Annotated in this window: 14 protein-coding genes; 10 read left to right on the top strand and 4 right to left on the bottom strand. The window is 67.5% G+C overall.

Going from position 1 to position 13,100, the window contains the following annotated elements:
• Positions 1-26 precede the first annotated feature (26 nt).
• From AC1D1T_RS07375 to AC1D1T_RS07350, 6 genes are all read left to right on the top strand, one after another.
• Positions 27-506, top strand: coding sequence for a DUF6152 family protein (locus tag AC1D1T_RS07375; RefSeq protein ID WP_477827659.1), 480 nt, complete (start codon positions 27-29; stop codon positions 504-506).
• A gap of 190 nt (positions 507-696) precedes the next feature.
• Positions 697-1,884, top strand: coding sequence for an MFS transporter (locus AC1D1T_RS07370; protein WP_477827660.1), 1,188 nt, complete (start codon positions 697-699; stop codon positions 1,882-1,884).
• A gap of 43 nt (positions 1,885-1,927) precedes the next feature.
• Entirely contained in the window at positions 1,928-2,314 is a 387-nt protein-coding gene (locus tag AC1D1T_RS07365; protein ID WP_477827661.1) for a VOC family protein, read from the top strand.
• A gap of 4 nt (positions 2,315-2,318) precedes the next feature.
• Positions 2,319-2,828 (top strand): hypothetical protein, encoded by a 510-nt coding sequence (locus AC1D1T_RS07360; RefSeq protein WP_477827662.1) that lies wholly within the window; start codon positions 2,319-2,321, stop codon positions 2,826-2,828.
• A gap of 8 nt (positions 2,829-2,836) precedes the next feature.
• The gene (locus AC1D1T_RS07355; protein ID WP_477827663.1) at positions 2,837-3,091 is read left to right on the top strand and encodes a DUF8617 domain-containing protein; all 255 of its coding nucleotides are present in this window, start codon (positions 2,837-2,839) and stop codon (positions 3,089-3,091) included.
• A gap of 114 nt (positions 3,092-3,205) precedes the next feature.
• Positions 3,206-3,412, top strand: a complete 207-nt coding sequence (locus AC1D1T_RS07350) for a hypothetical protein (RefSeq protein WP_477827664.1) — start codon at positions 3,206-3,208, stop codon at positions 3,410-3,412.
• Between the two features lies 1 nt (position 3,413).
• Here AC1D1T_RS07350 and AC1D1T_RS07345 read toward each other — a convergent pair whose 3' ends face one another.
• Both AC1D1T_RS07345 and AC1D1T_RS07340 read right to left on the bottom strand, forming a co-directional pair.
• Complete coding sequence (locus AC1D1T_RS07345; RefSeq protein WP_465111998.1) at positions 3,414-4,061, bottom strand: glutathione S-transferase family protein; 648 nt, start codon at positions 4,059-4,061, stop codon at positions 3,414-3,416.
• A gap of 41 nt (positions 4,062-4,102) precedes the next feature.
• Positions 4,103-4,558 (bottom strand): winged helix-turn-helix transcriptional regulator, encoded by a 456-nt coding sequence (locus tag AC1D1T_RS07340; protein ID WP_477827558.1) that lies wholly within the window; start codon positions 4,556-4,558, stop codon positions 4,103-4,105.
• 59 nt (positions 4,559-4,617) lie between these two features.
• Between AC1D1T_RS07340 and AC1D1T_RS07335 the strand changes: the two genes are divergently transcribed.
• Positions 4,618-5,217: a hypothetical protein gene (locus AC1D1T_RS07335; RefSeq protein WP_477827559.1), complete on the top strand. Its 600-nt coding sequence runs from the start codon at positions 4,618-4,620 to the stop codon at positions 5,215-5,217.
• A gap of 78 nt (positions 5,218-5,295) precedes the next feature.
• Here the strand turns inward: AC1D1T_RS07335 and AC1D1T_RS07330 are convergent, their stop codons facing one another.
• Together AC1D1T_RS07330 and AC1D1T_RS07325 are read right to left on the bottom strand one after the other, a co-directional pair.
• The gene (locus tag AC1D1T_RS07330) at positions 5,296-6,504 is read right to left on the bottom strand and encodes a lanthionine synthetase C family protein (protein ID WP_477827560.1); all 1,209 of its coding nucleotides are present in this window, start codon (positions 6,502-6,504) and stop codon (positions 5,296-5,298) included.
• Between the two features lie 76 nt (positions 6,505-6,580).
• The gene (locus AC1D1T_RS07325) at positions 6,581-6,754 is read right to left on the bottom strand and encodes a hypothetical protein (RefSeq protein ID WP_477827561.1); all 174 of its coding nucleotides are present in this window, start codon (positions 6,752-6,754) and stop codon (positions 6,581-6,583) included.
• 95 nt (positions 6,755-6,849) lie between these two features.
• Between AC1D1T_RS07325 and AC1D1T_RS07320 the strand changes: the two genes are divergently transcribed.
• Genes AC1D1T_RS07320 through AC1D1T_RS07310 form a run of 3 tightly spaced genes read left to right on the top strand, consistent with a single transcriptional unit; the run spans position 6,850 to position 12,851 of the window.
• Positions 6,850-8,181 (top strand): ABC transporter substrate-binding protein, encoded by a 1,332-nt coding sequence (locus AC1D1T_RS07320; RefSeq protein ID WP_047508694.1) that lies wholly within the window; start codon positions 6,850-6,852, stop codon positions 8,179-8,181.
• Between the two features lie 42 nt (positions 8,182-8,223).
• Complete coding sequence (locus tag AC1D1T_RS07315; protein ID WP_477991695.1) at positions 8,224-11,520, top strand: response regulator; 3,297 nt, start codon at positions 8,224-8,226, stop codon at positions 11,518-11,520.
• Positions 11,521-11,558: 38 nt separating this feature from the next.
• The gene (locus tag AC1D1T_RS07310) at positions 11,559-12,851 is read left to right on the top strand and encodes an aspartate carbamoyltransferase (protein WP_477826763.1); all 1,293 of its coding nucleotides are present in this window, start codon (positions 11,559-11,561) and stop codon (positions 12,849-12,851) included.
• The last annotated feature ends 249 nt before the right edge of the window (positions 12,852-13,100 follow it).

Genomic DNA, 13,100 nt, shown 5'->3' with positions numbered 1-13,100 from the left:
ATCTTCTTCACCCACCGGAGACCGCCATGCCGTTGAGCCGCCGCCAGTTCGCCGTTCTCGCCGCCATCGCCCCCTGGATCGTGCGCCCCGCGTCGGCCCACCATGGGTGGGGCAGCTTCGACCAGGACCGCCCGCTGTACCTCGAAGGGACCGTGGTCACCAGCAAGTGGCAGAACCCGCATGCCGAGTTGATCATCGAGCTGCCCGCCGGCCTCAAGCTGCCGGCCGACCTGGCCCGGCGCACGCTGCCGGCGCAGAGTGCCGCCGTCGACGGCCCCGCCCTGCTCGCCAAGGCCACGCTGCCCAGGCGCAGCGACCGGCGCTGGGAGCTGGAGCTCGCCCCGCTCACCCGCATGGAAGCCTGGAAGGTCGCCGAGATCCGCCCGGGTGCGCGCGTCTCCGCCATCGGCTACACCGGCGCCGATGAAAAGGGCGATGCGGTGATGCGGGTCGAGTACCTCTTCGTGGGCGACAAGGTCTACGGGCTGCGATCGAGCCCGGCCTGACTGCACACGGCCGCTCGCCGGTTCGCTAACATCGCCCCACCCGGGCAGCCGACAAGCTGCCCGCCTTCACGTCGCCGGCTTCACCAGGCCCGACGACGCATGACTCCTGTTTGACCCAGCACGAGCAGACCCAGGTCGCGCCAACCGCACGGCCCTCCGCCCCTCGGTCCATCCACGGAGTCCAGCCGCCATGCCATCACAGGCCTCCCCTCGCCTTTCGGTCCTGGTTCCCCTTTCCGCGCTGGCCGTCCTGCCCATCAACATGTTCGTGCCGTCGTTGCCGACCATCGCCAGGGATCTTCACGCCGACTTCGCGCTCGTCAATGTCGCCATCGCGGGGTATGCGGTGGCCACCGCCGTCACGCACCTGATCGCGGGTGCGCTCTCCGACGGGTTCGGGCGCAAGCCCGTCGCGCTGCTCGCGCTGGCGATCTTCACGATGGCATCGATCGGCTGCAGCCTGGCCAACGACATCGTCACCTTCCTGGGATGCCGGTTGCTCCAGAGCAGCGTCATCGCCGGATACGTCGTGTCGCTCGCCGCCATTCGAGACACCTCCCACGAGGGCCAGGCCGCAAGCCGGATCGGCTACGTCTCGTCGGCATGGGCCGTGGCGCCGATGATCGGGCCCACGTTCGGCGGATTGCTCGATGCCCACTTCGGCTGGCGCGCCAACTTCATCGCGTTCGCAGCACTCGGGCTCGCGGGGCTGTACCTGGTGGCGTTCCAGCTGAAGGAAACCAACCACCACCGCACCCAGTCCGTCGCACTGCAATTGAAAGGCTATGCCGAATTGAGCCGCTCGATGCAGTTCTGGGCCTGTTCGCTTTGCATGGCCTTCGCCATTGGAACGCTGTATGTCTTTCTGGGCGGAGCGCCCCTGGTGGCGGCACAGCTGGGTGAAACATCGAGCACGGCGCTGGGCCTTCACATGGGGATGGTTCCTGCCGGCTTCATCGTCGGCAGCTACGTGGTCGGGCGCATCGGCGCACGCCACGCGGCCACCAGGCTGATCCTCGCGGGCCGCGCGCTCACGTCCATCGGCCTGCTCGCGGGCCTGGCGCTTGCCGCGGCAGGCTGGGCGCATCCGCTCGCGTTCTTCGGCCCCTGCGTGTTCGTGGGCCTGGGCAACGGGCTGACGATGCCGGTGGCCAATGCGCAAGTGCTGTCGCTGCGCCCCCAGCTGGCCGGCACGGCCTCGGGGCTGGCCGCCGCCGTGACCGTGACCGGCGCCGGCATCATCGCGTTTCTCTCGGGCCTGGTCGTCGATGCATCGAACGCCCGCGTTGCGGTGCTGGGCGTCATGCTGACGACGTCGACACTGTCGCTTGCCGTGGCCCTGTTCATCACCCGCGCGCCGTGCGAGCACCGGTCGTGATTCCCGCTCGTGTCAAACTCCATCGCCAGCAAAGGGGCACATCATGAAGCGCGTGACCGGCATCGGCGGCATCTTCTTCAAGTCCAAGGATCCGAAGGCGCTCGGCGAGTGGTATCGCAAGCACCTCGGGCTGGAGGTGGCGGACTGGGGCGGAGTCGCTTTCAAGTGGGTCACGCCCGACAACCCGATGGGCACCGGCACCACGACCTGGAGTCCGTTCAAGGAAGACACCTCGTACTTCGCTCCGAGCACGGCGAGCTTCATGATCAACTTCCGGGTGCATGACCTTCACGCGCTGCTCGCCGCATTGCGGTCCGAAGGCTGCGCGGTGGACGACAAGGTCGACGAGTCCGAGTACGGAAAGTTCGGCTGGGTGCTGGATCCGGAGGGCCATCGCCTCGAGCTGTGGGAGCCGCCGCAGGGGCAATGAGGCCATGAAGAGAGAACCAACGTGGCTGCCGATTTCGGCGCTCGCTGGCCGTGTCGTCACCCGCTGGCAAGGCACGGAGATGGCGCTGGTTGCAGGCGAGGTCGCCGAAGATGTGCGCTGGGAAGATCCGGGCATTCCGTTTCTCCAGCTGGTCAATCTCGACTTGCAGTTGGCGAACGGGCAAGTCTTCAGGCTGTTGTCCCATCTCGAGGACGGGACCGGTTTTCACGGGCTCTACCTGATGGAGCTCGACGCCATTCAGGCGCCGGAGCCCCACGAAGATGCTCCATTCCTCTTTCGGGATCGACAGTTTCCGGAGTGGCCGGCGGGCGAGATCGAGATCACTGAACTCCGTCATGACGGTCCGAATGCCACGGCTGAAGTACGGCTCCTGCTGTCCGGGAATGAGCTCAGGCTCGTCGCGGGCGAAGTTCACGAGCAATTTGACGGGAGCCTGTGCATCGTCGAGTGCGACGAATCCATACTCGTGCAACTGAAAGGCGTTCGGCCGTAGAAGATCCCATGGCAAGCAAGTTCATGTGTCGTTGCGGTGAGATCGTCCGCACGAATCTCTTCGAGGGGAACGGCGTGCACCTGCTGGTCGCTGAGGAGCTTGTCGATGCCGCATCAGGGGGCGCGTCGACTGATCTGGATCCGTTTCTGGATGAGATCGTGAAGCAGTCGGAGATCGTGGCGAAATGCGGCAAGTGCGGCTGCATCGCCATCATTGACGATCACTACGACATCAAGCTGTATGAACCGATTTCTCGCTCATGAACGATGAAGGCGTGACACCGAGGTGCCCTTGCTGTCTGTTTCGGACTCTTCAGGAACGCGGAGGATTCGAGGTCAGACAGGCAACCGCCCAAGAAATCCCGGCAGGAGGCGATCATGAACATGCTTGACCTCTTCTCCCTCCTGGCTTCACCCGGCGCTGCAGCGGGCTGCATCCTCGGCGTCGGCATCGCCGTCGGGTTGCACTGGTTGTTTCCAGCCGAAGATCTCCTTGCCGCCCAGGCTCTTGTTGTCGCCGTGTGCTGCGGGGTCGGAGCCCTGCTGGAATGGCACCAGCCCGCCCGTGACCGGGATGGCGACTGAATCAACCTGACCTGCCGGTGAACACCGCCAGTTGCGCCGCGAACGCCCGCTGATAGGCGGGCCGCGCCTCACCACGGGCCACGTAGGCGGCAAGCCGGGCGTCCTCGTCGAGCATCCCCGACGGCCTCAACCTGAGCAGCACCGCGACCATCATCAGGTCGCCCGCGCTGAACGCACCATCGAGCCACTCCGCATCGCCCAGTCGATCGGACAACTCGCCCAACCGGACACGCACGCGCTCCACGACGAGAGGCAGGCGCTCGTCGTACCAGCTCTTGTCGCGCTCCAGCAGCTTGGCGTTCTGGAACTCGATGATCGGCACCTCCACCGTGTTGACCGCGGCAAACATCCAGGTGATCGCACGGGCCCGGGCATTCGCGTCGGCGGGCAGCAGGCCGGCGTGATGCTCCGCGATGTGCAGCACGATGCCGCCCGACTCGAACAGCACCAGATCGTCTTCCTGATAGGTCGGGATCTGCCCGAAGGGATGCAGCGCGCGATGCGCCGGCGCCTTCATCGCCGCGAAGGAAAGCAGGCGGACCTCGTAGGGCTGCCCTGCCTCCTCCAGCGCCCAGCGAACGCGCATGTCGCGCGCGAGCCCGCGGCCGCGGTCAGGCGACGATTCAAAGGCCGAAATGGTGGGGTTCATGGTCGATCTCTCCTCTCGAGTACGGGACCTTGAAGGTCCGATCACAGACTCGACGTTCGAGGCAGACCCGAATCGACATCACCACACACCGCACGCGCATCGACGACCACGCCATCCGCCGGGCCCAGGCCCGCATGCGCAGCCTGATGTGCCATGCCCCAATGGCGGATCGCCTCCGCCACCGGCAGCACCGAGCGCCCATGCGGCGTGAGCGCGTAGTGCACGACGGCCGGCACCGGCCCGCTGCGCTCCCGGCTCACGAGACCATCGGCCTGCATCTCGCGCAGTTGTTGCGCCAGCACCTTGGCCGACACGTCCGGCAGGCTGCGACGCAGCGCGGCAAAGTGCCGCGGGCCGTCTGACAGCCGGTACACGACGAACAGCTTCCAGCGCCCGCCGATGGCGGCCAGCGCAGCCGTCAGCGCGCAGCCCGGGATCGCGTTGGCACGTGCCACGCGCGGACGGTTACCTGCAGGTGCCTTCTTGGCGGTGTCCATGGTGCTGGCTAGAGTGCGCCCGAGTGTAGTCACCTCTCACCGTCGGATGCCTTGCAACCATGATCCAGCTGCCCACCCGTTCGATCTCGTACGGCATCGCCGGCCTGCTGGCGCTCCTCGGCGCCTGCGCCGTGCCTGCGCCGCCATCGACTGCACCAGCCGGCGCCGTGCGGGCCATCCCCGCGACACCCGTCGGCTCGCCGCATGATTTCGAGTTCGAGCACGGTCGCTGGCACACGCAGCTCCGGCGCCGCCTGCAGCCGCTGAGCGGATCCGACGCCTGGGCGGAGTACGCCGGCACGACCGTCGTGAGCCCGGTGCTGGGCGGTCGCGCGAACCTCGCCGAGCTCGACGTCTCCGGACCTGCAGGGCGAATCCAGGGGCTGTCGCTGCGGCTCTTCGACACGACGCTCAGGCGCTGGACGCTCAACTTCTCCAACGCCGCGTCCGGCACGCTCGCCGCTGCGATGACGGGTGGATTCGGCGGCACCCCGCGCGGCGTGTTCTACAGCGCGGAGGAATTCAACGGCCGGCCCGTGCTCGTGCGCTTCGTCATCGAGTCGGCCGGCGCCGACAGCTGCCGCTTCGAGCAGGCGTTCTCGGCCGACGGCGGCGTGACGTGGGAAATCAACTGGATCGCGGTCGATACGCGGTCGTGAGTCGGGCGAGCAGCGGTTCGCTGCGCCGGCTGTGGCGCCGCAGACCCGATGTGGGGAGCGCATGGGCCGTCATGCGTTTCAAAACAGGTCCAGCGTCGGGAAATCGGCGCGACCATGCAGGCAGTTCCACAGGTAGATGGCGAAGCCAAGGTCGCCGGTCCACAGCGAATAGCGCAGTTGGCCGTACAGCCTCGCATCGGCCTCAGTCTGCGCTATGCCGTGCATTGCAAAGGATTGCGCGCGCTGCAGCCACATCGCATCACCGGTGCGCCGGTATAGCTTGAGAAAAGCGTAACCGTTGCCGCCGGTGCCGTGGCACAAGTTGGAGCCCTTGTTCAGCGGTCCGGCGGCCCAGACCGCTTCACCTGCTGCGGCGAGCACTTCGTCCAGCGCAGGGCTCGGCAGGTCGGCCACGCAGACTACGAAGCCAGGTGCGCCGTGGCAGTACTGCATCAGCAAGGGTCTGGCGGGCGGCGGCGTCAGTACGGCGCGCCAGTTGACGTGCTGGCCTTCCCAGGTGGCAGTGCGCAGTACGGTGTTTTCGATGCAGGACTGCCAGGCACCCCAATCGGTCTCGTCCAGCAAGTGGCGGCCGTGTATCAGGGGTACAGCGGTCGCCACGAAACCATGGACTGCGTCGATGTAGGTGGACTGGCGGCCATACAGGTCCTGCATCCAGTAGTGGCAGGCAAACTCGTCGGACCAAAGGAGCTGCGACCACAGCACCGCCGCCGTGCTGCGGAAAAGTTCGGCCCAGCGTGCTTCGCCGGTCCGCTGATGCAGGAAGAGAGAAGCCAGCAGTGTGCCGGGCGAGCCCCACATCAGTTCGCGCGCTGGGTGTTCCATGTGGGCGGCGATCAGCTCAGACAAGCGGCCCGCGGTGGCCGGCAGCGGCGTCGCTGCGTATTCGAGCAAGCGAAAGGGCAACTCCCCCATCATGAAAGAGCCGGCATGCGCAGCCGCCTCGGTACCCAGCCAGGATGTGTTGCGCGCCAGCAGGTCGGCCAGCCGTGCAGAGTCGCGATAGTCGCGCTGCAAGCGAACGGCGCCCGCATCTTGCAGATGGTGCAGCGCCCACACCACACCGCAGGCGCCGTAGTAGAGCGGCGTTGCGGGCTGTGCGGCGTCTTCGCCCGGCTCCAGATCACGCGGGTGGGGCGACCACCAGCTCTCCGGCGTGAACCGGGCCTCGGTCTCTGTCACGATCCGGCGAATGCTGCCCCGGACGAGGTCTTCGTCCCAGGGAATCACCCGCAGTGGCTCGTGGCGCGCTGGGTCAAACAACATGATTCACCCCGGATCCTTGAGTGCGGCAAGCGCCGGTTTGCCGACATGAGAGGCCCTGCCGATGACGGTCCTCACATCAAGCTTGCGGAGGATAGCGGTTCAAGTCGAGGATCTTCAGCGGGTCGGGAAGCAATGCACGCCCTGCTACGCCAACCGCAATCTTCCTGCCCTTGGCATCAGTGAGCTCGAACCATGCTGACCCGCCGCCTGCGAGGAATACTGAGTCGGTCACTCGGATGGGGCTGCTCATGTCATTTGGGCGCAGAATCAGTGCAGGGGTCGGGCCACACGACGGCATAGGCACGCCGCGCAAGCACATCGCCGTCACGAGCCGGGAGCGAGTCCATGTCCAAGCGCATCGTCTCCGTGATCGCCATCGGCGCCGCCGCTCTGGTGGCTGCTGCCCTGTACTTCACGTCGAACAAACCGCAGCCCGACCTGCCGCCGGCCGCGCCGGTGGTGGCCGGCTTCCTGCACGGCCAGACGGTGCGCATGCTGATCGTCGGCGACCCGTTCTCCATCGCGCTGCGCGCCGGCGCGCGCGAGTTGGGTCGACGCGCCGGGGGCAACGTCGAGATCGAAGTGGTCGGCTACGACGACGTGCGCCGGCTCACGCTGCTCAATGCGCACGACCAGCGCTCGGCCTACGACATCGTCAGCTTCGACAGCGTGTGGGCCGGCGAGTACGGCGCGGCAGGCGTGTTGCTGCCGCTGAACGACTGGATCAAGGCGTCGGCGGCGACGATCCGCCCCGACGACTTCCTCGAGATCGGCTACCGGCAGGGGCAGTTCAAGGGCCGACAGCTCGGCCTGCCGATCCAGCCGCACCCCGAGTTGCTGTGGATCCGCCGCGACCTGTTCGAGAAGGCCGGCCTGGCCGCGCCGCAGACCACCGACGAGTTGCTGGCGGCGGCGAAGCGCTTCACGCAACCGGCGCAGGGCCAGTTCGGGATTTGCTGGAACGGCCAGCGCGGCCAGGCGCTCGGCCAGCAAATGGCGCATTTCTACGCGGCCTTCGGCCAGCCCTTGCTCGACGCCGGTGGGCGGCCGAGCCTGAACACCGAGCGCGGCATCGCCGCAGCGCGCTTTGCGCAGAGCCTGTTGCCGTTTTCGCCGCCCGACGTGCTGAACATGGCCTGGGACCAGCGGCCGGTGCGCTTCGCCAAGGGCGGCTGCGTGATGGCCTACGAATGGGCGGCGCGCAGCTACCTGGTCGAGGAAGACCCCGGCTCGCAGGTCGCCGGACGGGTCAGCTACGAGGCCGCGCCGCACGCGCCGGGAGCCAAGCCGGTCACGTCGATCGGCACCTGGAGCCTGGGCATTCCCGCCAACATCGGCGCGCGGCGTGACATCGCGTGGCCGTTCCTCGCCTGGCTGACGGGCAGCGAGATCGAGCGCTGGCTGGCGCAGCAAGGCAACGGTGGCATGCCCCGCTACTCGGTGATGCGCGACCCCGCGCTTGCGCAGCGCTACCCGGCCTTCCAGGCCGTCGCACGGCTGGGCAGCGCCGGCCAGCTCGACGACTGGATGCGCCCCGCGGTGCCGCAGTGGTCGGCGTTGGCCGACATTCTGGGCGGCGTGTACCACGACATGCTGCGCGGCGAGTCGACGCCTGAGCAGGCTGCCGCACGCGCCCAGCAACAGGCCGATGCGCTGTTCACGGCCTCGGCCAAGTGAGGGCCTGGCACGCATGAATGCGTCGCAGAGGGGGCCCGCGTGATGCCGCGTTGGTCGGGCCTGGGTCTGCGGCACCAGTTGATCGCTGCGTTCGTCGCCGTGATCCTGTTGCCCACCGCGATCATCTCCGTCTACAGCCTCAGCCGCAGCAGCGAGCTGATCATCCAGATGGCCCGCGACGAGGGCCTGCGCGGCGCCGGCGTGCGCGCGGCGGCCGCCAACCGTCAGCTCACCGACATCGGCACCGATCTGCAGGTGATCGCCCAGGCGTCCGTCTTGCGCCGCTACCTGAATGCGGCACCGGGCGCCGGGCGCGCGAGCGTCGCGCGGGAGGTGGAGCGCTACTTCGCCGCCTTGCTCAAGCGCTGGGGCGAGCGCTACAGCCGCCTGTGCCTGCTCGACAGCAGCGGCCACGAGGCGAGTTGCGCGCGTGTCAGCGCCGGCGTGCCGGCGGTGGTACCGCCCAGCGAGTTGGCGGATCGCTCGGCCGAGCTGTATTTCGCGGGCGCGCTGCAGCTGCGAGCGATTCCCGGCCAGGAATCGACCTACATCTCGGAGCTCGCGCTGCTAGCGCCGGGCGCCCACGATCCCGTCAGGCCGGTGCTGCGCTATGCGACGGCGCTGCAGAGCGACAGCGGACTGCTCGACGGCGTGGTCGTGCTGGACGCGCTGGTGGCACCGGTGCTGGGCACGCTCGAGGCATCCGCCGCCGCCGCGGCCGCCACCTATGTCGTCGACCGGCAGGGGCACTACCTGCTGCACCCCGATCCTGCACACCGCTTCGCCCACCTGCGCGGCGACGGCGTGTCGCTGCGCAGCGAGCGTCCGCACGATGCGGCGGTCATCCTGGCCCAGTCGGCCGGCACGCTGTACGCGTCCGCCGATCGGCCGGAAACCCTGCAGGTGTTCGCGCGCATCCGGCCGCCCGGGCAGAGCAGCGTGCTGTGGACACTGATCGACGAGCAGTCGCTCGATGCGATCCTCGCCGAGGTCGGCCACACGCGCAACGTCATCGTGATGGTGGCCGCGGTGGCCTTGCTGCTGGCGATCGCCATCGCACTGCGGATGACGCACGGCATCGTGCGGCCGATCGGCGCCCTGGCGCAGGCGGCGGATGCGATCCGCCAAGGCGATCTCGACACGCCCCTGCCCGCGGCGGCACGGCCCGACGAGGTCGGCGTGCTGACGCGCGCCTTCGCGCAGATGGCCGCACGGGTGCGCGAGCTCGTCGGCACGCTGCAGCAGCGCGTCGCCGATCTCGAACGCAGCGACGCGGCGCTGCGTTCGGGCCAGGCGCGCCTGCAGCACATGATCGATTCCAACCTCGCCGGCATCGTCTTCTTCGACCTGGAGGGCCGTGTCATCGAGGCCAACGATGCCTACCTGCGCATCGTCGGCTACGACCGCGACGATCTGCGCGAGGGGCGCATCCATCGCGCGACGCTGACACCGCCGGAATACCGCGACGCGACCGAACAGGCCCTGGTGGAAGTTCGCACGCTGGGTGCCTGCAGGCCCTACGAGAAGGAATACGTTCGCAAGGACGGCAGCCGGGTACCGGTCCTGGTCGGCGTTGCATTGCCCGAGCCCGGGTCGGAGCAGGCCGTGGGCTTCGTGCTCGATCAGACCGCGAGCAAACAAGCCCTGATCGAGCGCGATGCGCGCGCGGCGGCGGAGCTGGCAAGCCTCGCCAAGAGCGAGTTCCTGGCGCAGATGAGCCATGAACTGCGCACGCCGCTGAACGGCATCCTGGGCTTCGCGCAGATCCTGCAACGCGACACGACCCTGACCGAGCGGCAGGCCCGGGGGCTGAAGATCATCGACGAGAGCGGGCAGCACCTGCTCACGCTCATCAACGACATCCTCGATCTGTCGCGCATCGACGCGGCCAAGCTCGACCTGTATCCCACCGAGGTCAACCTGCCGGTGTTCCTGCAGGTGGTGGGCGACATCATCCGCGTCAAGGCGGAGGAGAAGAGCCTGCTGTTCGTCTACGAAGCGACGCCGGATCTGCCGGCCACGATACGCGTCGACGAGCGGCGACTGCGCCAGGTGCTGCTCAACCTGCTGTCGAATGCGGTCAAGTTCACCGACACCGGGCAGGTGACGCTGCGCGCGACGCGCTTGCCGTCACCGGGGACCGGCGCCGAGGCCGATGCGATGGCGCGCCTGCGCTTCGACGTGGAAGACGAAGGCATCGGCATGAGCGAGGCGCAACTGGCGCGCTTGTTCCGGCCCTTCGAGCAGGTGGCCGACGTCGAGCGACGCGAGGGTGGCACCGGCCTGGGCCTGGCCATCAGCCGACAGCTGATCCGCCTGATGGGCGGCGACATCCAGGTGAGCAGCCGGCCGGGCGAGGGCAGCGTCTTCGCGTTCGAGATCGAGGTGCCGGCGCTGCAGACCCAGGTTCAGGCGCAGCCTGCGCGTGGCGCGGCGATCGGCTACGAAGGGGCACGCCGCAGGATCCTGGTGGTCGACGACGTGCCGCAGGGGCGCGCGATGCTGCTCGATGCCCTGGGCGCGCTGGGCTTCGAAATGGCCGACGCCGGCAATGGCGAAGAGGCGCTCGCCGCGGTGGCCAGGTTCCGGCCCGACCTGATCGTGATGGACCTCGTGATGCCGGTGATGGACGGCTTCGAGGCGATACGGCGGCTGCGGCTCTTGCCGGAAGGCGCCAGGCTGCCTGTCATTGCCGCGTCGGCCAACGCGAGTGCACAAACGCAGGCGCGCTGCCGCGAGGTGGGCGCGAATGCCTTCATCAACAAGCCCGTCGATCTGAAGGCCCTTCTGGACGCGATCGCCGCCACGCTGGACCTGACCTGGCTCCATGAGGAGCCGGCCGCCCCGCCCGACCGGGCGCTGCGGCACGCCACGCGCAGCGCACGGCCTGAAGAAGCGCTTGCCGATCAGTGGCCCGGCCTGCGCGGTGCACGCGTCCTGCTGGTCGAAGACAACGCCATCAACCAGGAGATCGCGTTGGCGGTGCTGAGCTGCGCCGGCATCGTCGTCAGCGTCGCCGGCGATGGCCAGGCGGCGCTCGAGATGCTGCGCCGGGAGCGTTTCGACGCCGTGCTGATGGACTGCCAGATGCCGGTGATGGATGGCTATGCCACGACGCGCGCGCTGCGCCAGCAGGCACAGTGGCGCGATCTGCCGGTCATCGCGATGACCGCCAACGCGATGGTCGGACACCGCGACAAGGTGCTCGCGGCGGGAATGAACGACCAGATCACGAAGCCGATCCGGCTGGAGGAGATGTTCGCGACGCTGGCCCGCTGGGTGCACCCTGCCGTGGCCGAATCGCGCGCATCGACACCCGCGTCGCACTCGCCGGCGTGACACCGAACAAATACGCATTGCGCATACAATCTCGGGCCATGACTCAAGCCCAGCAGGTTCTCTTGCGCGACGCGATGCGTCGCCTGAACATGACACGCGAGGCCTTTGCCGAACGCATCGGCAGCCGAAAGCGCGCTCTCGACACCTGGCTTCTGCCAGATGAATCCGCCGAATTTCGTGCCATGCCGGAGATCGTCAGGCGCTTCGTGGGCGAGATTCTTTCAAGAACCGAAGGCAGTGAGAGAAGTACGCAAAGCGCATATAACGCAGACACCTCGGCACTCGCGCCTTGGCCCGTGGCCAAGCACCTCCTGTCGGTGTCCCAGTTCACTCGCGAGTCGGTCGAGTCACTGTTCGCCCTGGCCGACGTCATGCAGCCCATTGCTCGGCGCCAGAAGGTCACGCGCGTGCTCGAGGGAGCCGTGCTGGGGAACCTCTTCTTCGAGGCCAGCACCCGCACGCGGGTGAGCTTCGGCGCGGCCTTCTGCCGCCTGGGGGGCTCGGTCTGCGACACCACCGGGTTCACGTTCTCCTCGATGGCCAAGGGTGAGTCCCTCTACGACACCAGCCGTGTCATCAGTGGCTATGTCGATGCGCTCGTCATCCGGCACCCCGATCAAGGATCCGTCGCGGAGTTCGCGAAAGCGACCAACATCCCCATCATCAATGGCGGCGACGGCCCCGGCGAACACCCCAGCCAGGCCCTGCTGGACCTCTACACCATGCAGCGAGAGTTCTCGCGCATCGGCAAGTTGCTCGATGGGGCGCACGTGGTGCTGGCGGGGGATCTCAAGTACGGCAGGACCGTCCACTCCTTGCTGAAGCTGCTGGCGCTGCATCGGGGGCTGAAGATCACGCTGATCTCACCTCGCTCCCTCGGAATGCCGGCCGAGATCGTCGAGATGGCTTCCCGTGCCGGGCATGTCGTGGAGCAGAGCAACGTTTTGCGAACCGGGGTGATGGGCGCAGACGTCTTGTATGCCACCCGGATCCAGAAGGAGCGGTTCACCGACGAATCGGTCGATGGCTACGACCAGAGCTTCGAAGTCAATCGCGCCATCGTCGATGCCACGGGGAAACTCGACACGGTTGTCATGCATCCATTGCCGCGCGACAGCAGGCCCGGCGCTTTCGATCTGAGCGTTGATCTCAATTCGGATCCCCGTCTGGCCATCTTCAGGCAGACGGACAACGGCGTGCCCATTCGCATGGCGCTTTTCGCGCAGATGCTCGGCGTCGATGGATTGGTGCAAAGGTCGATGCGAGACGCGACGTGGAAATCGCCCACGCACATCGGGCCTGACGATGCACTGCTTGCCGATGAAGGGTAGTCGGTGATCGCCCGCGACGGACTCATCGACAATCGCAGCCACCATGCTCAGCGAACCACAGCCTCGTGCCGATACCGGCCGATGATTCGCGTCATCCCCGTCATCCAGGGTCCGATATGCCAAGCCCAGCATCCCCCGCAAAATGCCCTCACTGCGGATTCGTCGTGCTGACGAATCGGTACCCGAAGTGCGAGCGTTGCGACCGCCCGCTCCCGAAGGACATGGTCCTGTCCCAGGCCGAACTGGAAG

The organism is Rhizobacter sp. P2_H3, assembly GCF_056403355.1.
This window is presented reverse-complemented; position numbering and strand designations above follow the sequence as displayed.

Excerpts from the sequence above, each read along its gene's own strand:
- AC1D1T_RS07375 (WP_477827659.1), top strand. The coding sequence starts at position 27 with ATGCCGTTGAGCCGCCGCCAGTTCGCCGTTCTCGCCGCCATCGCCCCC.
- AC1D1T_RS07370 (WP_477827660.1), top strand. The coding sequence starts at position 697 with ATGCCATCACAGGCCTCCCCTCGCCTTTCGGTCCTGGTTCCCCTTTCC.
- AC1D1T_RS07365 (WP_477827661.1), top strand. The coding sequence starts at position 1,928 with ATGAAGCGCGTGACCGGCATCGGCGGCATCTTCTTCAAGTCCAAGGAT.
- AC1D1T_RS07360 (WP_477827662.1), top strand. The coding sequence starts at position 2,319 with ATGAAGAGAGAACCAACGTGGCTGCCGATTTCGGCGCTCGCTGGCCGT.
- AC1D1T_RS07355 (WP_477827663.1), top strand. The coding sequence starts at position 2,837 with ATGGCAAGCAAGTTCATGTGTCGTTGCGGTGAGATCGTCCGCACGAAT.
- AC1D1T_RS07350 (WP_477827664.1), top strand. The coding sequence starts at position 3,206 with ATGAACATGCTTGACCTCTTCTCCCTCCTGGCTTCACCCGGCGCTGCA.
- AC1D1T_RS07345 (WP_465111998.1), bottom strand. The coding sequence starts at position 4,061 with ATGAACCCCACCATTTCGGCCTTTGAATCGTCGCCTGACCGCGGCCGC.
- AC1D1T_RS07340 (WP_477827558.1), bottom strand. The coding sequence starts at position 4,558 with ATGGACACCGCCAAGAAGGCACCTGCAGGTAACCGTCCGCGCGTGGCA.
- AC1D1T_RS07335 (WP_477827559.1), top strand. The coding sequence starts at position 4,618 with ATGATCCAGCTGCCCACCCGTTCGATCTCGTACGGCATCGCCGGCCTG.
- AC1D1T_RS07330 (WP_477827560.1), bottom strand. The coding sequence starts at position 6,504 with ATGTTGTTTGACCCAGCGCGCCACGAGCCACTGCGGGTGATTCCCTGG.
- AC1D1T_RS07325 (WP_477827561.1), bottom strand. The coding sequence starts at position 6,754 with ATGAGCAGCCCCATCCGAGTGACCGACTCAGTATTCCTCGCAGGCGGC.
- AC1D1T_RS07320 (WP_047508694.1), top strand. The coding sequence starts at position 6,850 with ATGTCCAAGCGCATCGTCTCCGTGATCGCCATCGGCGCCGCCGCTCTG.
- AC1D1T_RS07315 (WP_477991695.1), top strand. The coding sequence starts at position 8,224 with ATGCCGCGTTGGTCGGGCCTGGGTCTGCGGCACCAGTTGATCGCTGCG.
- AC1D1T_RS07310 (WP_477826763.1), top strand. The coding sequence starts at position 11,559 with ATGACTCAAGCCCAGCAGGTTCTCTTGCGCGACGCGATGCGTCGCCTG.